Genomic DNA, 19,836 nt, shown 5'->3' on the forward strand with positions numbered 1-19,836 from the left:
CGAGGCCGATTCGCCGTGTCTGCATCCCGACGGTGCGATGCAAACGAGAAGGCTACGTGTATGACTGACGAAGAACACACCATGAGCGAACGAACGCCCTCGGCGTTCAGTGACGTAACCGAGACCGATGTTCGGCAGGCTTTCGAGAGTGAGGACTACGTTGCCGGCGATGATATCGTTACCACAGTTGAGTTGGCGCTTCGTCTCGGCAAACCCCTGCTCGTGGAAGGCGAACCCGGAGCTGGCAAGACCGAACTCGCCAAAGTTCTCGCGAGTGGGTTCGACGCCGAACTGGTTCGCCTCCAGTGTTATGAGGGACTCACCGCAGAGAGTGCGCTGTACGAGTGGAACTACACGAAGCAACTGCTCTCGATGCAGGCCGATGGCGCAGACACGAATGAGTCGGTGTTCAGCGAGGAGTACCTCTTAGAGCGGCCGCTGTTGCGCTCGCTGCGGGGCGACAGCCCACGGGTACTCCTCATCGACGAGGTGGATAGGGCTGACGAGGAGTTCGAGGCGCTGTTGCTCGAAATTCTCTCGGATTTTCAGGTGAGCGTGCCCGAACTCGGCACGGTGAGCGCGACAACACCGCCAGTCGTCGTCATCACCTCGAACCGCACGAGAGGACTGAGTGACGCGCTGAAGCGCCGGTGTCTGTTTTTGCACGTCGCGCCACCGTCGTTCGAGAAAGAGCGGGCGATTCTCGAACGCAAAGTCCCCGAACTCGATGGAGCAGTCGCCGCTGAATTGTGTGCGATAGCCGGACGGCTCCGCGAAGAACCACTGCTCAAACCACCGGGAGCAGCAGAAACCATCGACTGGGCGCGGGCGGTCGCCGCCCTCCGTCACGAAAGCGAGAACGGAACCCTGAGCCACGAGGAAATCCAGAACACGTTGGGTTGTCTGCTGAAGGAAATCAAAGACGTAGAGCGCGTCGATGACGACCTGCTCGCAACACTCTGCGACGCCGCAGAAACCGCCCGCGCGGAGGCAGACTGATGGTTAGCAAAGCAAACATCGAAGAATCCGTTCCGGATTTCGTCGCCGCACGCGACCACGTGCACGACGAACTGTGGAACATCCGATTCGTGCGCACACTCCGATGGGCCGGCGTAAACGTTCCTGCAAACGCCGGCACGAACACGAGCGCGCACGCGTCGCGCTCCGGGCATGTCTCATCACCGAACAGCCCGACAAATCGTCGTTCGACGACCTGTTCGCCGAGTTCTGGTGACGACTCACTGCCGGTCTCGATGCGAGCGGACCCGCAAAGCTACCCGAGGACGGGCCGGGCGGTGGACTCGCACCGCTCGGAGCCGAGGCGGCCTACGAGCCGACTGCCCGTGGGATGGCTGCCGCACTGTCGTATCTCGATGGGTAATTCACATTCGGCGGTTCATCGGACTTTAGCGAAATCGCCCGTCAACTCCGCCGACAGGGACTCAACGGCCCGTATCGGCTACAAACACAACGCTCGACGGGAGAAAGCCTGATTGAGTACTGACCCCAAATCACATCCAACGAAACGATGACAAACACGAGCTGGAAAATGACCGAAACCGAGGTACTGTCCGCCATCGGCGAGACACTCGACCGAGACGTCGACGCCGTGCTGGCGACGATCATTGATGTCGAAGGGAGCGCCTACCGTCGTCCCGGCGCGAAAATGCTCATCGAGGCCGACGACAGTGCTGGCAGCCTCACTGCCGGCTGTCTCGAAGACGAGGTCAGGGGACTCGCTGGCGACGTCCTTGACGCTGGCCAGCCCCGTATCGAAACCTACGACCTCACCGGCGATGATGACATCTGGGGTCTCGGCATGGGCTGTAACGGGATTATTACCGTCCTCCTCGAACCGCTCGATGAGAGCTATCGGCCGGTCGTAGAACGCGTGACGAACGGCGGCGACTGCGGTGTCGTGACCGTCACTGATGGTGACCGCCCGCTCGGAGAGCGTAGTTTTTACGACCCGGAGACGGGATTTTCAGACGACCTGCCCGGCTGGCTGTGTGAGGAACTGCGGGAGCCGACGGCGACCCTCCTCGAACGGGGGAAGACGGACACAGTGGGCGTCGAAACCGACGACGGGACCGTTGAGGTGTTCGTCGAGGGCATCGAAGCACCGTCGAATCTCGTCGTAGTCGGATCGGGACCCGATGTCAATCCGGTGGTGGAACTCGCAAAACGGGTCAATTTTCAGGTCACAGTCGTCACCTTCCGCGGTGCACTTTCAAGCGGTGAGAACTTCCCCGCGGCCGACGCCGTTCGCGCGACCTCGCCGACGGACCTCGGGGACGACATCGAGTTCGATGACGACACCTACGTGGTCGTGATGACCCACAACTTTATCGATGACCGCCTCGCGGTCGAAGATCTCATCGGCACACCCGTTCAGTACATCGGTCTGATGGGTCCACAGGAGCGCTTCGAGGAGATGCTTGAGGACTTCGCCGATGAAGGTGTCGAGATTACCGAAGACGATACGAGTCGCATCTATACGCCCATCGGTCTCGATCTCGGTGGCGATTCACCTCACCAGATAGCCTATAGTATCGTTGCCGAGGCGCTTGCCGTTGCAAACAATCGGATCCCACAGCATCTCACAGATCGTGAAGGACCTATCCACGACCGAATCGAAGTGCCTCTGACCGAGTGAGAAATACAAAAAGAACAGTCCGCTTGTGCTGTCTCATCGACTGTTTCGCGCTGCCGGACTGAATCAACGGAGGTATCCATCGTGGACTGGATTTGTGAAATGCCCTCAATCCGAATGAAGAATCTCGAATCGACCGTCACAGATCAGTACCTACAAGTTTATTTTCATCGCATTTAGCATTTAAGGACTGCATTGGTTGTGCGGCGTTTATTGGCAATAATTGTCAGACGGAGGCGACGTGGAACGGGCAACGTCATGGACTACCCCATATCGGATTACGTTTGTCCATTCAATCTGAACTCGGCTAGGTAGATTGTTCATGTGCGAATACCTACGATATTTAAACTGCTAAGATTGGTCCCATAATCTATCGGTCATGGTCATCCACTTACTAAATTTCAGACTGAAATCGGTTTTAGCGATGTACCCTTGGCAAGCCGGGCCGCGTTCGATCCGAGCCGTCTGGCGCATTCGGGCGAGGTGTCAAACGCATCGAAGATCGGATCGTTGTCGGGAAGGCGCTCGTCGTGGACTACGATGCGCGGGTCGGGTGCCACACATACGCCGATGCCAAGCGACGACGCGATCGCGGCTTCGTGGGCGACAACGGCTGCGTTGCCCTCAAACTCCGACCCAACGACCCACGAGACACCTTCTTCTTCGATGCCGCGTTCTACGAACGCGACCGACTCCGGCTCCCGGTCGCCGAGACACCAGACGTGGATCCGCGGGATCTCGTCGTCGGTCTCGATCGGGCCGCGACATCCGCTCATACCGGCTTATTCAACCCGTGGTCACATAAGCGAGGGGGCGGCGATTGATCCGTCGGACACTACGAGCCGTTAGGTGAATGGCGGTCAGTCCGTGGTTGATCGATCAAGCGACGCGGCGAACGATTCGGGGATCTCGAAATCGACCGACGATCCGCCGCCGCCCGACAGGACGAGACCGGTGGCGACGGCGTTGCGCGGTCCCATCTCGCCCCGGACGTTTGCGCGGCCGCACACGATGCCGTATTCCGCCAGCGCGTCCGAGATCAGCTCCGGGATCTCGAAATCGAGGGCCGACCGGCCGACCATCACCACGAACGGAAGCTGGCGGATCGAATCCGTGGGCGTGATCAGGTCGAGCGCGCGCTCGGCGTTGGCGACGAACACGTTACGCTTCGCCCGGCGGCGGACCCGCCGGATCTCCTCGGCAGATTCGTCGGCGGGAACGACCTGCATCCCGTCGCCGTCGAGCAACACCGTCCGGCCGAACAGCTCCGGTTCGACAGGACTGTCGAGGAAGTCCACCGTGCCGTCCTCCTGTTGGATAGTAAAGAGGTCCCGGACCCGCGCCGCGGGGTATTTCTTGACCGCCTCGGCGAGGTCGCGGTCGTCGAGACCGAGTTCGGAGTCGATCAGCATCGTGACGAGATCGCCCGCGCCCGCGAGGTGGATCGAATCGACGGTTCGATCGGCGTGCATGTAGGCCGCGTCGGTCGAGCCGCCGCCCATATCGAGGATCGCCAGCGGGTAGTCGGTTCCCGGCGTCGTAAGCGACCCAAGCACCGCCATGTTAGCTTCAATGCCCTGAATCACGACCTCCGTGTCGAGTTCCGCTTCGATCCCGTCGGCGATCTGTTGCATCGGGAGTTGTTGGGTTTTGACCATCGCGGCCAGCGCGACCGCGCTCTCCATGCGGTGTTCGTCCGCGACCCCACCCTCGATCCGTTGGGGCACAAGGGTATCGACCGCCATAATGTCCCGAATTTCGATCGAATCGACGGGTTGGTCGGTGACTTCAGCCATGCTGTCGCACGCCCGGCTCAACATTCCGCCGATGTTCGATCCGCTCTCACTGCGCACGTCTGCAACCGGCCAACTCTCCATCACGGCGTCCATGACGACCTCGGCCCCCTCGTCGACCGGGACTTCGGTCGCGTTGCCGCGGTCGTCGATAATTTCGAGGTTTCCGGCGGGGATGGTTCGTTCCTCGACATCGCCTTCGGGCGTTTCGATCACCACCGCGGACTTGTTACCGACCAGCGCACGCGCAACCGGAATTATTTTTTGAGTTTCGTCGGCCGAGAGGTCGAAGACGGTGGCGATACCATACGGATTCGAGAGATCGTTGATCGTTCGGCCGGTGGCTTGGGGGGCGACCTCAACGGCGGTGGGCTGGCCGCGCGGGATCTTTTCGATCTGGGAGACCTCGTCCACGATCGGGATCTCGGCCTCGATCCGATTATGGATCAACACCGCGTCGTCGCGCTGGACCACCGCGCCAGCGACCTCATAGCCCGCCGCGGACCACTTTTCGATGGTTTCTGCCGCCGCCGCGAAATCCATGGTTTCGGGCACGAGGAACACCATCGGATCGTCGGGCGAGCGCTCTCCCATCTCGGTGGTGATCTCGACGCCCTCACCGACCCCGAGACCGACTCCGCCCGGTGTCGAGGGGTCGTGGCCGATCATCGTGGATTCGGTGATCACGGTCTCGGTGATGGTCTCCATCGCCACGTCGCCGATCACCGGGGCGGCCTCGTTGAGAAGCACCCGATCGATCTGACTCACGTCGATACCCCCTTTTTCCGCCGCTTGTCCCAACGCGTTCAGTACGCCGGGAACGTTCTTTCGGGTTCCCTTCAACCCTGTCGTCCTGTGCAGCGCGTTCGAGACGAACTCGTTTCCCCCGTCCCCCGATCGGCGTGAAAGCGCGACTTCGGTACTCGAATTCCCGATATCGACCCCGGCGATATACCCCATGACGGGCAAAAACGGGTAGCGTTTTGAAATATGTTCCTCTGGCCGCGCGGAGCCAATTTCAGGTTCGAAACCCACGATTCGCGATATTGACACGCAGTTTTTATACCGAACAGAGAACAGGAAGACGGACTCGCACATGTCAGGAATAACTGCAGGCACGGCGCGGGACTTGATCAGGGCCGCGGAGGAGAAAGCGCTTGAGATTGATGTCCCAATGTGTATCGCCATTATGGACGATGGAGCGGACCTCGTTTCGTTCCATCGGATGGATGGGGCGTTGCTCGCCAGCATCGATATCTCCCAAAACAAGGCCTACTCCGCGGTATCGCTGAAGATGGACACCGATACCATCCACGAGGTCTCCCAGCCGGGCGAGTCGCTGTATGGTCTCGGAACCACCAACGGCGGACGGATCGTGACCTTCGGCGGGGGGTACCAACTCACGGACGAAGACGGAACGGTCGTCGGTGGAATCGGGGTGTCGGGCGGGGATGCATCGGAAGATATGGAAGTCGCGCAAGCCGGCATCGAAGCGTTCGAGAGCGGCTGATTCGGCGTACCGATATCGATATTCGACTTCGACGGGATCACCGGGTGGCCGCGAGGAATTTTACCACTTGACGGATTCATGATGAATCGTCCAACTGCAAATTGAATAGTACTATACAATCCTTAATTGTTTTATGTCATGATATAAAATGACGGGTATAAGTGTTCGTTACACCCAATGGCACACGGAATGAGTGACGATACCACACCAATCGGCGACGGTTCGGGCCAGCACGAACAGGGTGAGCCGAAGCGTTCGAAACGGTTCGAGGCACTCGACGACCGCGCGATCACCGAGGACGGCTTCGTTAACGAGTGGCCGGAGGTCGGCTTCGTGGCAATGGAAAGCCCGAACGATCCCGACCCGAGCGTCACGGTCGAAGACGGGGAGATCGTGGAGATGGACGGCAAAACTCGAGATGAATTCGATTTTATCGACCGATTCATCGCGGATTACACCATCAACGTCGATCAGGTTGAGGATGCGATGGCGACCGATTCGGTCGAGTTCGCCCGCGATCTGGTAGACATCAACGTCTCGCGCAAGGAGATAGTGAAACGCTCGACCGCGATGACACCGGCCAAACTCGTGGAGGTCGTCAACCACCTCGATGTCCCCGAGATCATCATGGCAATGAAGAAGATGCGGGCGCGCGGCACCCCTGCGAATCAGTGTCATGTCACCAGCGTCGAGGACAACGTGGCCCAGATCGCCGCTGATGGGGCAGAGGCCGCGTATCGAGGCTTCCACGAGGCCGAGAACACCGTCGGGGTGGCGCGGATGGCCCCGCTGACCGCGCTCGCCCAGCAGATCGGTACCCAGTGCGGGCGCGGCGGCGTGATTACCCAGTGTGCCGTCGAGGAGGCCACCGAACTCGAACTCGGGATGCGGGGGCTGACCGGCTACGCCGAGACGGTCTCGGTGTACGGCACCGAGGGCGTGTTCAAGGACGGTGACGATACACCGTGGTCGAAGGCGTTCCTCGCGTCGGGCTACGCCTCGCGCGGCGTGAAGATGCGCTACACCTCGGGGGCTGGCTCCGAGCTCAACATGGGCCAAGCCGAGGGCAAATCTATGCTGTACCTCGAAGCCCGGTGCATTCTCGTCACGAAGGGGTGTGGTGTGCAGGGTCTCCAGAACGGGGGGATCAGCTGTATCGCCATTCCGACGTCGGTGCCAGCGGGGGTCAAGGAGGTCGCCGCCGAGAACCTCATTACGATGCTGGCAGACCTCGAAGTCGCTTCGGGGAACGACCAGACGTTCACCCATTCGGACAAGCGCCGGACCGCCCGGATGATGCCCCAGTTCCTCGCCGGCACCGATTTCATTTTCTCGGGATATAGCTCGATGCCGAACTATGATGATATGTTCGCGGGGTCGACATTCGATTCAGGGGACTACGACGAGTACAACGTGATGCAACGCGACCTTCAGGTTGAAGGAGGCACGCGGCCGGTCGAGGAGGAGACGGTGCTCGAATACCGCGAGCGCGCGGTGAAGGCACTTCAGGTCGTCTTCGAGGAACTCGGCTTCCCGCCGATCACTGACGAGGAGGTTGAGGCCGCGATCTACGCCGACGGCAGCGAGGACATGCCCGAGCGGAGTACTGCCGCCGACATCGAGGCCGCGGAGGAACTGATCGACGAAAACGTCACCGGCGCGGACGTGGTGACGATCCTTGCCGAGAACGGCTTCGAGGACATCGCGGAGAATTTATTGGGAATCCTGAAGGGCCGGATCGCGGGCGATTACATCCAGACCTCGGGGGTATTCGAGGGCGACGGCGACTTCGAAGTCCTCAGCGCGGTCAACGACCCCAACGAGTACGAGGGTCCCGGTACGGGACACCGCCTCGATGGCGAGGATTGGGAAGAAAAAAAGAAGATTCGTTTTGCGGTTGACCCGGAGGACATCTAAGCCATGGCACAGGCACAGCAGCAGAGAACCGAGCGGCGATTGATGCTCGCCGAGACGGGTCTCGCCGAAGCGGGCACGGACGACGACGAGGTGGTGATCTCGATAAGCGCGGGGTTCAACGAGATGAAGGACGAAACCCTCGCCGGAGTCACACACGCCAACGCCATCCGCGAGATGATGGCGGGGATCGAAGAGGAGGGCGTCACCTCGCGGGTGGTGCGGTTTTACGACAGCCTCGATCTCGGGGACATCGGACTACGTGGCGCGAAGCTCAGCGGATCGGGCATCGCCATCGGCATCCAGACCCGCGGGACGACACTGATCCACCAGCACGACCTCGTTCCATTGAACAACCTTGAACTCTTCCCGCAGGCCCCCTCGATCGACCTTGAAACGTTCCGGGCGATCGGGACGAACGCAGCGCGATATGCGAAGGGCGAATCGCCGGAGCCGGTGCCCGTTGGGAACGACCCGATGGCCCGCCCCAAATATCAAGCCTTTGCGGCGCTCTGGCACATCAAGGAAATGGAGTACCGCGACGAGCGCGACCCGACAGAGATGGAGGTACGATTTGAGTAACTATGTCGAACGAAACAAAGTATCCGCTCGGTGACAGCCCTGATGACGTCGAAACACAAAACGGCACCAAACTTTCGGAGATCACGCTCGAAAAAGTGGTTGAGGGTGAGATTGACGGCGCAGACCTCGACATCGCGCCCGAGACGCTCGAAGAACAGGCCCGGATCGCCGACGAGGCGGGCCGGACCCAGCTTGCCCAAAACTTCAGACGGGCGGCCGAGCTCACGCTGGTTCCCGATGACCGGATCCTCGATATCTACAACGCCCTCCGGCCGAGCGGAGCCGAAAAACAGAAACTCCACGATATCGCGGACGAACTCGAAGACGAGTACGATGCCACGCTCAACGCCGCCCATGTCCGGGAGGCCGCGGAAGTCTACGAGGAGCGTGGACTCTACGATACAAATACGTAAAACGGAGGTCAGGAGGCAAAGCGGGGTCACGAACGAACGATTTCGTCGGCGAATGCCGACAAACTGACCGGCGCTATTAATTCCGCGGCCGCAGCGTACGGCGAGTCGGTTTTCTCGGTCGTAGACGGACGCTCAGTGGTAGCGGTGCGGAACACGGTGTCGAGAAACGCCTCGCGGACGGACTTGTTTTCGAAGACCCCGTGGAAATACGTCCCGAAGACCGACGTCGTGACGGCGCTTCGTTTTCCAAGCGTCGAGCCGTCCCCGCAACGTGCGAGGGTCGAAGCCGACGAGATGGAACTCACACTGCTCGACGCTCAGAACGACTAGTACGTTCCATCTGCGAGGATGCCGACGGAGTGATCCACAGTATGGACGGACACTGACAGTGATCGACAACGATTCGTTTGAGCACAGACCCAGTGAGGGCACGGGTGGAAATCGGGGCAATTATATGATCGTCAGCGGTATGGTTGTCGTATCCGACAAAATCTCAATGACACGGCACTTACCGCACCACAGGACGTGATTGACTGGGCGACACTGCCCAGCGTCTGCTTGTCGGGACTCGTGGTGGCGGTGATGGATGCATGTCATGGATGCAAATTCACCGTCGGACGCAGATTCACCCGATACGACCGCACGTATCGACGCGAAACCACTCGCTGCGAACCGGCTGAACGACACGGCGGAGATGGTTGCAGCGGCTCTCGTCGCCGACGCTACCGATTACCACGAACAGACTCGGTTTTTCGAAGACGGACTCGAGGGGACGGACGATGCTCTCGACGGGTTCGTTGCGGATGCCTCTACCATCGTGCAGTCGCAATGCGAACGCGCAACGGACTACGCCGATATCGAGACGCTGGTCTCTCGGCTCCCGATTGACCATTGCACGTTCGCCGCGCACGATTCGTTAGCGCCGTACTCGGGACCATACCCGATGGCAATACTGGTGCGGGCGTTCCTCATCGAGGAAATCAACGGCTGGGACGAGACTGCTCTCCACGACCATCTCCGAGCGAATCCGTCACTTCGTCGTGGACTCGGGTTCGAATCGCTGCCGAACCAATCAACGTTCTGGCGCGCGTGGAACCACCGCTTCAGCGAGGCTCTACGTGACGCCGTACAGGAGTGTGCTGAGGCGATTGTGAAAGCCGCGCGTGCCTGCGATGTCTCCGTACCCGAGCGAGTCAGCACCAGCGAGACGAACGAACCAGACTCCGCTGACTGTCCGGAACGCCAACTGCTCGCACAGAAAACCGACGAGGTGTGGCAGCAGGCCAAACCGTTCGTCACGGATGCGTTCGCGCTCGACCGGGGACCGAACTGGGAGATTCACGAGAACGCTTTCTGGGAGCAACATGCCTACATGGGAATGCGTGAGGACATGTATGCCCGTAGCGGCCCAGCCTCGTTCTCACTTGATACAACCAGAGAGCGCATCCCAACCGGTTCGACCCATCGCTACCAGATCGGCAAGCTCTCGGTTGCCGAGATTCGCTCAATGCTGCGGAATACGACGCGAATGATCATCGCCCGTGCTCGCCAAAACGGCGAACTCACCGGGAAACTCTGGGCGGCCATCGACGTGACGAAGGGATTTCCGTTCACTGGCGACGTAGAGGATGACGAGGACGATATCCTCGGGCACAGGGATGGAAACGAGTACTACCAGTGGGCGGTGCTCAAAATCGTCGGGATGGACGTGCCGCTCGTCCTTGATGCCATTCCACGTGAGCGGGGGCAATCGAAAGATGAGATCGTGGAGAAACTGCTCGAACACACGACCGAGATGGTCAATCTCGACCTCGTGATGATGGACCGCGAGTTCGATAGCGGTCCAGTGAAGGAGACCTGCGAGGAGTACGGCGTCCACTATCTCAACCCGACGCGCATCTTCGAGCGCAGTGATGAGGCCGAGACCATCGCGTGGATGTACTGCAACGGCGAACGCTTCCACGTCACCGAGGAAGAATCCGACGACGGCATGCCCACGCGCAAGCAGATATATCTCCCGCAGCAGTCGAGTTCGGGCGATGACGACGATGATGAAGACGACAGCCTCTCAGAAGTGTGGACAGAGCTGTGCGGCGAGTGGGAGTTCGAGGATGTGGAGGGCGAACCGAGCGAGCGGATGTCGTTTTCGCGGCTGCTCGCGGACATCCAGCGCGAAGAGGAAGTTGAAGAACGCAAGGAGAAAGCACAGGATGGAGACGTGGACACATCCGAGACAGTGGTGTTCGAGACGAACCACCCGTATGTGACGGCGCGTGATGCTGACGGCCAAAAGATGGACGGGAAGGAATTCATCCACATGATCGAGCGGCTGATCCGGTGGTATCGGCGTCGTTGGGGTATCGAGAACGGGTTTAAGAAGCAGAAACACTTCATGGTCAGAACCACCTCGACCGAGAGCGACTATCGGTTCTTCAACTTCGCGTTCGCGTGCGTGCTCTATAACGTCTGGCGACTCGTCGATCTGCTCGTGAAACTCGCCATCGACGGCGAGAACCGGTCGTACTCACCACGCGTCGATGCGAACCAATTTCTGACCGTGGCGAAGCAGTTCTACGGTCTCGACCCACCCGACTGACGCCGACCTCTCCCGTGTTCGCCCCGACTCGTGAGCGGCGGCGCTATGTCACGCCACTTTATTTCGTGTTGTTCTGGTCTGATGCTGGGATGACGGGATAATGGAGACTGCCGTTCGTTTACTACACGCAAGAGGGAGTTAGAATGAACAGCCGATCTGTGCATGACAAATCTAGCTAGCCGACATCAGCTGAGTGGCAGTTGCGAGTGCTCGATTTGGGTCTGCCAATAGCGATGATTCCCGATTCAGCGGCCTTCTCGTGCATAGATTTCGGGGAATTCGCAGCGCACAACTTCGGAGGATGACTGATTCTACAAGCGAAACCGGTAGACGGTGACCATTCTCGTTGACCAGAAACGCAGCCAATCCAAATACGACTCCCTGTCCAATGCATGGCTGGTGCTCACCCGGTGAAAACAGCCGAGAGTAGGGTTAGAAGGCGCGTCCCGCAGCTATCGGGAACGCAATGAGCACGATGACGACGTAGCTCGCATCAATCGCCCGGCACGATGCAGAACGCGAGGATCTCGGTGAACTCGCCGGCTGGAATCGGCGGTCGCTCCCCGAGATGTACGTCTACAGCCTCACGAAACAGAAGGTTCGTCAACCGCCACACGTTGTACATCACAACGCCGATCACGAAATACAGGAACCGTATTCGATAGTCCATCGACCCAACCGTCGGCAGGAAGTGCTTCTTGATCGTCTTGTATTCGTTTTCGATCTCCCACCGCTGCTTGTACTGGCTGACGAATCCTTGAGCCTGCTCTACTGGAACATCGCGGTTGGTGGTGAACACCGCGTAGGCCCCCTCTTTCTTCGTCGATGGCACATACATGATGGTCCCCGTATGACTGCGGCTCTCATGCCAGTGCGGCACGTTCCGTACGACGCCTGCGCTGGTTGCAGTCTCTTGTTCCAACTCCTCGATGTCCTCAATTTCAGCCTGGTACTTGCGCTTCGGGATGAGATAGGTCGTATCGTGGCGGTCGATTACATCCCGAACGCCGTTCGCGTCGAACCCGCGATCACAGAACACTTTATGGATATCGACGTGCTGTTCGGCCTGTTCCAGCAATCGATCGACGAGACGTGCCTGTGACGTACTTTCGATTTCTCCCGTTTCCCAGTCGGATTCCCGGCGCACTGGTTCGACGCCGAGGACAATCGGCGTATCCTCTCCGATGATGGTGATCGTCGCCATCTGGTACCCGTGCTTGTGCTTCTCCGTCAGCCCGTGTACCATCTCCGGGTACTCTTCCTGCGGGTATCGCTCTTCTCCATTCACCACCACTGGCTTGTCGCCACGCGCTACGTCTTCGTCGTCCTTGTAGGGAGAGGTGAAGACCGGCCACGGCGTGATGTCGATAGCAGCGATGACCGGCTCACGGATGCCACCGTTCTCTCGGACTTCTTCGAGGACCGTTTCGACACCTCGATGGAATGGATCGAGTACCTCGTCACGGATCCGTCCCCAATCTGTCGGCCGCCGACCGTCCTCGTATTCGTCGAGCGTGGTTTGCTCAGGAGGAGCAGCGGTCTTCTTCATCGTGCGGAGGTGAGTGTCGCCGTGGGGTGTCTCTCTACGGCCGCTAATGCGCTCGAACCGCTTGCTCGATCCCTTTGAGCGCGTCGTCGTGCCCCGGTCAGCTATATTCAGGTAGCCCTGCCGCTCGAAGAAGACCAAATCCTCGAACGTAGCGTTGCCCGCCCGCTCGCTGTCGAACTCGTCGAGACCGCGGTCGCGCGCCGTTTCGACGGCGTTCATGATGTGATCGTCGGCGATCTCGGTAGCATCCACTTCGTCTGGGGCAAGCACGGGCTCGTCAGCACAGATGATGTCGTGATCCGAGCAAATATCGCGGATACGCGCGGCAGCCTCCTTAATCGTCCGACGTTCGGCGGCAGTGAACCGTTCGCGCCAGTTGTAGCTGATGACCTGCTGAGAGAGCGGTTGGCTGAGGCCGAACCGGACGTAGATGTAGGCCGCGCCTCGGAGGCGACGAGCGAGCTCTGACTGGCTGAACTCACGAGCATACTGGTAGAGAAACATGTGAACGACCGCACTCAGATCGAACTTTGTCCTGTCGGGATCATCGTAGTCGGCGAACCACTCAGCATCGATATCGAGATCAGCGATAACGCGGGTGACATGGTTGTGGAGGTGGCAGAGCTCTTCGGTCTCTTCTATCAACTCTTGCATGATCGAGAGATTGGAGTGAGACTTCATCTCTACGCCGTCATACTCTGATTCGAGGATCGTGACCAAGCGGATTTCTCGCCTGATCAGCTTTGTGAGGGACTGCGTTTCTGCGCGTGTATATCGGGTGTATCAGGATTGCGTACTGTTGTTTTCTCGCAATTGCTCGTACTGGTCGGTGATGAGGGACGCACAGGAGGTACAACAGACGAGGTGTCGGTCACCGCTCTCGATCTCGACTGACTCGCCCTCCGTAGTGACCGTGTTGCCACAGACCGTACAGACGACTCCGAACTCGCCGATACTCTCCAACCGTGGTCCCCAGACCGAATCCAGTAACGTCTCGACGGAGCACTCAGTTATTGGAAACTCTTCGGTCAAGTCGGTGAGCAGTGAGTCCAATTCCTGATCACTCATCACGATTTTTGCAATTACTACGCCATCGATGGTCTGGAAGATGTGTTCGACGTTCTCATTGGGTGCAAGCTCATCGATTATCTCTTCGGTGGCATGAGGACGCGTGTGCAGGAAAACGAGTGAGGCATCGTTGTCTGCAATCAGCGAGCGGTCAATGTCGAGCGTGAACCGCTGGATAATTCCGTGTTCGTGCAGTCGGTCGACGCGGTTCGATACCGTCGGTGCGGAGCGGTCAACTATGTCGGCGATGTCGCGGTACGACCTCCGAGCGTCCATCATGAGCATCTGGAGTATCTTCCGATCGATGTCGTCGAATTCGGGCATTCTGAGACGAATGAGGGTGTTATCTGCCAGTCCCGATCCGCGCTCGGGCGGATGGGTGATTCTGTCGACGATTTCTACCGTTCCGAAACGAACTTCCAACGGCAACATCGAAAGCGGAGCGACCGACCAGCAATTGACGATTCACAGCCACCGTGGACCGCCCGGTTGTTCTGAGCATGAGTGTTTTTTGTACGCCGTCTTTATGCTGATTCTGGCTACGATATAAAAGGACAGTTCAGGATCATTTGTGCGAAATCGTCTTTGAGCGCCGAGTGTGCCTGTTTCAGATCGTGCTCACGTGGATTGATGTGTGCTGAAGCAGCCACAGAGCACCGCAGGAGAGGAACTTTTCGACATCGGCTTTGGTTTGTTAGGTCTTCGTGCGATAGCGTCTTCGAGAGGAGTAACTGGGCGACGACCAAGAAATCAGAAATCGGCGCTCTCCAGCCGAATTGAAATCGTCTCCGGTTCCGCATTGGAAAACTGCGTCCGATTCGATTCGCTGTTCGTTAGCGAAAAACCGCATAAACGACCCGCCCGATATCTGAGGTGCAATGGCAGTCCAACAGATCGGTCTGAGCGACGAGATGGAAGAGTGCGTAGATACCTGTATCGAGGCCGCGGAGGTCTGTGAGTGGTGTGCCGACGAATGCGCCGACCACGGCGAGGAGATGGCCGAGTGCATCCGGCTCTGCCGAGATGTCGCCGACCTCGCGTCGCTGTGTGCACGCTTGTGCGTCCGCGATTCCGAATTCAACTCCCAGATCGCAGAGGCCTGTGCTGACGCGTGTGAGGCGTGTGCTGAGGAGTGCGAACAGCACGACCACGACCATTGTCAGGCCTGCGCCGAAATCCTGCCCCGGTGTGCCGAGAGCTGTCGGGCGATGGCCTGAACCGGTCGAACGAACCTCCGTTTTTCAGAGCGCAGTAGTGCCGTCGAGCACTCGTTGAACGGCTCGCTCGGCGAGCAGCGTCGTCGGGTTGAGACGTCCTTGGCGGCGGTCACGGTGTCGACGTCGATGGCCTGTGCGGAAAGCTCCCGACGGAAGAGTCGCTCGCCGTCGGGGGTTGCGTACTTCAGGATGATGAGGTCGCGGTTGTTGTAGCCGCGCTCGACGAGCCAGACGCGAACCGTCTCGTTTTCATCTTTCATACCGGCGAAACGGCGACCGGGTGGTTAGGCGGTTCGGTTGGGACTCAGCCCATCTCCGAGGGGTCGCTCATGCCCTCTTTGACGCCGAAGTTCACGAGCGCAATGTTCACCGGCCACGCGACGAGGAAACCGATCGACAGCGAGAACGCCAGCGCCAGCCAGAACAGCACGTCGGTTATCAGCGCCTCGCTCGCCAGCAGCAGGTCCGTGCCGATGGCGGCGGTCTCCATCAGGGTAATGGAGGGCGTCTCGCTCCAGAGGGCGTCGGCCACGGCCTCCCTGAACCCGACGCCGTCCTGCATGAGCGGGCCGATGGTCATCCCGAACCCGAAGAGATACGCGAAGCCGAACGTCGCGGCGGCGACCGCGAGGATGTCCCACCCCAGCAGCCCCTGCGTGAGCGTGATACCGACGACCTCACCCGCACCACAGCCCGAATAACAGTGCGAGGTCGAGCGGAAGCCCCGTTTCCACAGTGAGTCATGGTTGATTTGAGTCCTCCCAGTGTACCAGTAGACGGCGAGACCGAGCGGTCCCGAGTAGGCCACCGTCAGGGTCCAGACGAACTTCATCATCGAGCCGATGACCTGGTTGTGCTCCCGGAGGTCCCACCAGAGCACGCCGAGCGAGACCACGACGATGCCCGCCCAGACGGCGAGCACGGCGGGATTCGAGAGTATCGGCACCAGCACTTCGCGTGCGGGTTCGAAGGCCCGTTCGATCCCCTTGATGATGCCGGTGGCCGCGAGTGGCCCGTCGACCGGCAGCGCCGACGCTACCGGAGCTATCGGTGATTCGATCATCGTGCGTTCATAGGGGAGTCCCGTTTAATGGGGTTCTGGCTTTGATTCCAAACCGGAATTTCGCCGGCTGCTTCCGTGCGTCCGTGCGCCGGAGCACGGCGAACGACACCCACGGGACTATTCGCTCGCGGCCTGCTGGAGGGCGTCGTACTGGTCTTTGATTTCGGATGCACACGACGAACAGCAGACCTCGTAGGTGCGGTCGCCGAGGTCGACGGACTCGTCGCCGCCCTCAACGGCCTTGCCACAGACGACACACTCGATGGCGAGGTGCTCCTCGTCGAGCCGCGGCTCCCACTTGGTTTCACCCACCAGTCGCACGCGGTAGTCCCTGACCCGTTCGTCGCCGAGCGTCTCCGAGAGGAGCGCCCCGACGTCGCGCTCGTTCGCGTGGGCGACGAACACGACCGCCGCATCGACCGTGCGGATGACGTGCTCGACGGCCGGCGCGTCCGTGAGGCTATCCACAACCATTTCCTCGCTACCCGGTTCGACCGCGAGGTCGACGAGCACCGTGGGTCCCTCTACCAGCATCGACCGGTCGACGTCGAGGGTGAAGCCTTCGATGACGCCCACCTCTTCGAGACGCTCGACGCGCTCGGAGACCGTCGGCGGCGACCGGTCGACCTCCTCGGCGATGTCCCGATAGGAGCGCCGTGCGTCGTCCATCAGCAGTTCGAGGATGCGATAGTCCACGTCGTCGATGCCGGTCATGGTATACGAAGGCGACAGCGAGCCAAAACCCCTTTCCCCGGCATTCGTAAGCCCCTCACGGTTCGGGTTCGGACTACCGGAACGCGCCCGGTGGCCGACCCGAAGGTCGTTACCCAGAACAGCGAAAAAGGAGCCGCCCCACGTTTGAGGTGCAATGGCAGTCCAACAGATCGGTCTGAGCGACGAGATGGAAGAGTGTGTAGATACCTGTGTCGAGGCCGCCCAAGTGTGTGAGTGGTGCGCTGACGAGTGCGCAGACCACGGTGAGGGAATGGCCGAGTGCATTCGGCTCTGTCGGGACGTCGCCGACCTCGCGTCGCTGTGTGCGCGCATGTGTACCCGCGGCTCGGATTTCAACTCGCAGCTCGCCGAGGCCTGTGCCGACGCCTGTGAGGCGTGTGCTGAGGAGTGCGAACAGCACGACCACGACCATTGTCAGGCCTGCGCCGAAATCCTGCCCCGGTGTGCCGAGAGCTGTCGAGCGATGGCCTGAACCGGTCGTAGCGACCTCAAACCACCCTCGGTACGGGCAAAGAAGTCTCCATGACGCGATTTTCGGTACTAGAACCCTGTCTCACAGAGAGTGGACGTTGGTTGAGCCAAGCCGGAACGGGAGTCCGGCCACCGAGTTCGTCATCACAAGCCACTCGTGGATGAACTTCGAACGGAAAGGTGATTGTTTATGACACGTGACAGATCGGGCAACGTTCGGCTACGGGTGCATTGATGACCGACAATGACGAGGTGACTTCCATGAAATACGATGTGGCACCCACCCCAGCGGGTCGCTGTGGATACGAATTCGAGAGCCAGTCCGACACTGTCGGGGCATACAGGTGCTGGCGACCGATCTGGGAGGATACTGGCAACTGTGTCTGGCACACCGAACAGGCAAACAAGCCCTTGGATGCGCTTGTTGCAGCTCGTACCGAGAGACCCGAACGTCTCGACGGTGCGTATCTTCGAAACGTGTCGATTGACGGCGCACTCTCGTTCGCCGACTGTACGCTTCGGAATGCCTGTTTGACGAACGCATCCCTACGGAATACCGACTGCAGTCGCGCTGACCTCTCTGGGGCAACCTGCACCGATTGTGATCTTTCGAACAGTGTTCTCGACGCCACTCGCTTGGACAACGCTACGCTCGACGGGGGAAACGTATCGCACGTTAACGGTACGGAAGCGGTGCTCGCTGACGCTACGCTTGGTGGTGCCGACCTTTCGCACGCAAATTTCGAGGAGGCCGATCTCTCAGGTGTGGATCTTTCGGATGCTACTCTCAGTAACACGGTTCTCAGAAGTGCGTCACTCTACGAGGCCGTCGTCGTAGATGCAACGCTCAAGGAGACGCTCTTGGTCAATGCTGACCTCACGGAAGCGGACTTGGAGTACGCAGCGATGATTCGAACCGATCTCCGTGGTGCAGATCTCTCTGGGGCTCACCTCTACGGCAGCGTTCACGACAACTGCCGGATCGATCACCGGACGACTCTCGATGGAGTGTGCAGCTACGAGCAGATGGTTCCGGATAACGAGCCGCTCAGTGCTGTCGTCACCACTGGTAACGTCGATCTGCTGGACAAGGCCATCTGGACGTACGGTGCACTCCAAACCATCTCCCGAGAGAACAAACTGAACCAGCAGGCGAGCGAGTACTACATCCGTCAACACGACACCCAGCGGCGGCAGGTCTGGGCGAGGGGGCAATATCTTCGGTGGGCAAAAGCCGAAGGCGCACGCTGGGTGATGCAGTACGGTGAGGGCATCTGGAACGTGGTCTACACTGCACTCGTGGTGATCGTCGTGAGTGCGTTGCTCTACCCCCTCTCCGTGGTCGGTGGATTACGTCGGTCGAGCTCGGGAGAAATTCTCACATACGCGACGAGCGGCTCACTCGATCTCCTGACTCTCACGGGATTCGAGAACCTGGTATCTGTTCTTCTAGAGGGCCTCTACTTCAGTGTCGTTACATTTACAACGCTTGGCTACGGCGATTGGAATCCTCTCGGGTATGCAAAAGGGCTTGCAATGGCGGAGTCGATTATCGGGACGTTCATTGCATCACTTCTGATCTACGTGCTCGCGAGACGAGTCATGTGGTGAGGATTTGAATAGGATTGAACGATGAAGCGAGTGTTTGCCGATCTCTGAGATTAGATCCAGAACTGTTTCGCCGAGTATGGTTGGATTCTATTATCATGACCGGAGAGCGCTTACTCCGCCCCTTAGCGTTGAGGAAGTGCTCTCGGAAAACCTGCTAAAATCGATTGTTGTCGATCCTGTTTGAACTATACTACCCTCGTGTTGACATGGGGTTGCCTCTTCAGGATCAAACTGGTCACCCTCACCTGTAGCCGGATACACAACCACACGAATTGTGTGCTCTCCAGAGAGCTTGGTCCTGAGAGTAATCGGTTCCCCACCCGAAGATGTATTATTATCAGCAGGACGTTCGGTCTGTGTCATACCGAGGACGGTGTCGTTTTCCAGCACCACCAAGCGAACCTGCGCGCTAGCTTCACGGTTGAAATCAACCCAAACAGTATTTCGACGCCAAATTTTGTTGCCGATCTCGCCAAGCGCATAGAACGAAATTTCGTTCACACCACCGCAAGCGGTCACAGTCTTTTGCGGAGAGCTAATCGTAGTGTTTGGTTCGTTAGTGGCTGTCTCAGCTCGTGTTGAAACTGCTGTGTTGAATAGGGGTACGGCGGCGGGATAGACCGTCACATCGGTAAGGACGAAGCCGAGGATGGCCGATATG

The 19,836-nt window shown here is 59.3% G+C and carries 20 protein-coding genes; 12 read left to right on the forward strand and 8 right to left on the reverse strand.

Going from position 1 to position 19,836, the window contains the following annotated elements:
• The first annotated feature begins 81 nt into the window (after nt 1-81).
• The 3 genes from ACQUQO_RS15230 to ACQUQO_RS15240 all read left to right on the forward strand — a co-directional run bounded on the left by ACQUQO_RS15230 (nt 82) and on the right by ACQUQO_RS15240 (nt 2,656).
• A complete protein-coding gene (locus ACQUQO_RS15230; RefSeq protein ID WP_435079088.1) occupies nt 82-999 on the forward strand; it encodes an AAA family ATPase in 918 nt (305 codons plus the stop codon).
• 103 nt (nt 1,000-1,102) lie between these two features.
• Nucleotides 1,103-1,234 carry a hypothetical protein gene (locus ACQUQO_RS15235; protein ID WP_273837087.1) on the forward strand — a complete coding sequence of 44 codons (132 nt, stop codon included), beginning with the start codon at nt 1,103-1,105 and terminating at the stop codon, nt 1,232-1,234.
• A gap of 294 nt (nt 1,235-1,528) precedes the next feature.
• Nucleotides 1,529-2,656, forward strand: coding sequence for an XdhC family protein (locus ACQUQO_RS15240; RefSeq protein ID WP_435079058.1), 1,128 nt, complete (start codon nt 1,529-1,531; stop codon nt 2,654-2,656).
• A gap of 398 nt (nt 2,657-3,054) precedes the next feature.
• On the opposite strand, the gene ACQUQO_RS15245 is transcribed toward ACQUQO_RS15240, so the two are convergent.
• Nucleotides 3,055-3,429 carry a glycerol dehydratase reactivase beta/small subunit family protein gene (locus ACQUQO_RS15245; protein ID WP_435079060.1) on the reverse strand — a complete coding sequence of 125 codons (375 nt, stop codon included), beginning with the start codon at nt 3,427-3,429 and terminating at the stop codon, nt 3,055-3,057.
• An 84-nt stretch (nt 3,430-3,513) separates the two neighbouring features.
• A complete protein-coding gene (locus ACQUQO_RS15250; protein WP_435079061.1) occupies nt 3,514-5,406 on the reverse strand; it encodes a diol dehydratase reactivase subunit alpha in 1,893 nt (630 codons plus the stop codon).
• A 136-nt stretch (nt 5,407-5,542) separates the two neighbouring features.
• Between ACQUQO_RS15250 and ACQUQO_RS15255 the strand changes: the two genes are divergently transcribed.
• The 6 genes from ACQUQO_RS15255 (at nt 5,543) to ACQUQO_RS15280 (ending at nt 11,461) form a co-directional block, all read left to right on the forward strand.
• Entirely contained in the window at nt 5,543-5,956 is a 414-nt protein-coding gene (locus ACQUQO_RS15255) for a GlcG/HbpS family heme-binding protein (RefSeq protein ID WP_435079063.1), read from the forward strand.
• 189 nt (nt 5,957-6,145) lie between these two features.
• Nucleotides 6,146-7,873, forward strand: coding sequence for a propanediol/glycerol family dehydratase large subunit (locus ACQUQO_RS15260; protein ID WP_435079065.1), 1,728 nt, complete (start codon nt 6,146-6,148; stop codon nt 7,871-7,873).
• A 3-nt stretch (nt 7,874-7,876) separates the two neighbouring features.
• Nucleotides 7,877-8,452, forward strand: a complete 576-nt coding sequence (locus ACQUQO_RS15265) for a propanediol/glycerol family dehydratase medium subunit (protein WP_435079066.1) — start codon at nt 7,877-7,879, stop codon at nt 8,450-8,452.
• A 2-nt stretch (nt 8,453-8,454) separates the two neighbouring features.
• A complete protein-coding gene (locus ACQUQO_RS15270; RefSeq protein WP_435079068.1) occupies nt 8,455-8,865 on the forward strand; it encodes a diol dehydratase small subunit in 411 nt (136 codons plus the stop codon).
• Nucleotides 8,866-9,000: 135 nt separating this feature from the next.
• The gene (locus tag ACQUQO_RS15275) at nt 9,001-9,195 is read left to right on the forward strand and encodes a hypothetical protein (RefSeq protein WP_435079070.1); all 195 of its coding nucleotides are present in this window, start codon (nt 9,001-9,003) and stop codon (nt 9,193-9,195) included.
• A 364-nt stretch (nt 9,196-9,559) separates the two neighbouring features.
• Nucleotides 9,560-11,461: a transposase gene (locus ACQUQO_RS15280; RefSeq protein WP_435079090.1), complete on the forward strand. Its 1,902-nt coding sequence runs from the start codon at nt 9,560-9,562 to the stop codon at nt 11,459-11,461.
• Between the two features lie 493 nt (nt 11,462-11,954).
• On the opposite strand, the gene ACQUQO_RS15285 is transcribed toward ACQUQO_RS15280, so the two are convergent.
• Nucleotides 11,955-13,664 (reverse strand): transposase, encoded by a 1,710-nt coding sequence (locus tag ACQUQO_RS15285; protein WP_435079072.1) that lies wholly within the window; start codon nt 13,662-13,664, stop codon nt 11,955-11,957.
• 129 nt (nt 13,665-13,793) lie between these two features.
• A complete protein-coding gene (locus tag ACQUQO_RS15290) occupies nt 13,794-14,402 on the reverse strand; it encodes an Lrp/AsnC family transcriptional regulator (protein ID WP_435079074.1) in 609 nt (202 codons plus the stop codon).
• 554 nt (nt 14,403-14,956) lie between these two features.
• Here ACQUQO_RS15290 and ACQUQO_RS15295 point away from each other — a divergent pair.
• On the forward strand, nt 14,957-15,295 hold the full coding sequence (locus ACQUQO_RS15295; RefSeq protein ID WP_435079075.1) for a four-helix bundle copper-binding protein: 339 nt from the start codon (nt 14,957-14,959) through the stop codon (nt 15,293-15,295).
• Here the strand turns inward: ACQUQO_RS15295 and ACQUQO_RS15300 are convergent.
• The 3 genes from ACQUQO_RS15300 to ACQUQO_RS15310 form a co-directional block, all read right to left on the reverse strand.
• Nucleotides 15,238-15,555, reverse strand: coding sequence for a hypothetical protein (locus ACQUQO_RS15300; RefSeq protein WP_435079077.1), 318 nt, complete (start codon nt 15,553-15,555; stop codon nt 15,238-15,240). The two genes, ACQUQO_RS15295 and ACQUQO_RS15300, sit on opposite strands and share 58 nt — an antisense overlap.
• Nucleotides 15,556-15,599: 44 nt before the next feature.
• Nucleotides 15,600-16,358, reverse strand: coding sequence for a DUF4396 domain-containing protein (locus tag ACQUQO_RS15305; RefSeq protein ID WP_435079079.1), 759 nt, complete (start codon nt 16,356-16,358; stop codon nt 15,600-15,602).
• A gap of 117 nt (nt 16,359-16,475) precedes the next feature.
• Nucleotides 16,476-17,072 (reverse strand): winged helix-turn-helix transcriptional regulator, encoded by a 597-nt coding sequence (locus tag ACQUQO_RS15310; protein ID WP_435079081.1) that lies wholly within the window; start codon nt 17,070-17,072, stop codon nt 16,476-16,478.
• A gap of 154 nt (nt 17,073-17,226) precedes the next feature.
• On the opposite strand from ACQUQO_RS15310, the gene ACQUQO_RS15315 reads away from it, so the two are divergent.
• Nucleotides 17,227-17,565: a four-helix bundle copper-binding protein gene (locus ACQUQO_RS15315; RefSeq protein WP_435079083.1), complete on the forward strand. Its 339-nt coding sequence runs from the start codon at nt 17,227-17,229 to the stop codon at nt 17,563-17,565.
• 233 nt (nt 17,566-17,798) lie between these two features.
• Nucleotides 17,799-19,175, forward strand: coding sequence for a pentapeptide repeat-containing protein (locus ACQUQO_RS15320; protein WP_435079085.1), 1,377 nt, complete (start codon nt 17,799-17,801; stop codon nt 19,173-19,175).
• Nucleotides 19,176-19,268: 93 nt separating this feature from the next.
• On the opposite strand, the gene ACQUQO_RS15325 is transcribed toward ACQUQO_RS15320, so the two are convergent.
• The coding region (locus tag ACQUQO_RS15325; RefSeq protein WP_435079087.1) for a hypothetical protein at nt 19,269-19,836 on the reverse strand (568 nt) is incomplete at its 5' end.

It is taken from the genome of Halococcus sp. AFM35 (genome assembly GCF_051195015.1).
Classification (GTDB): Archaea; Halobacteriota; Halobacteria; order Halobacteriales; family Halococcaceae; genus Halococcus.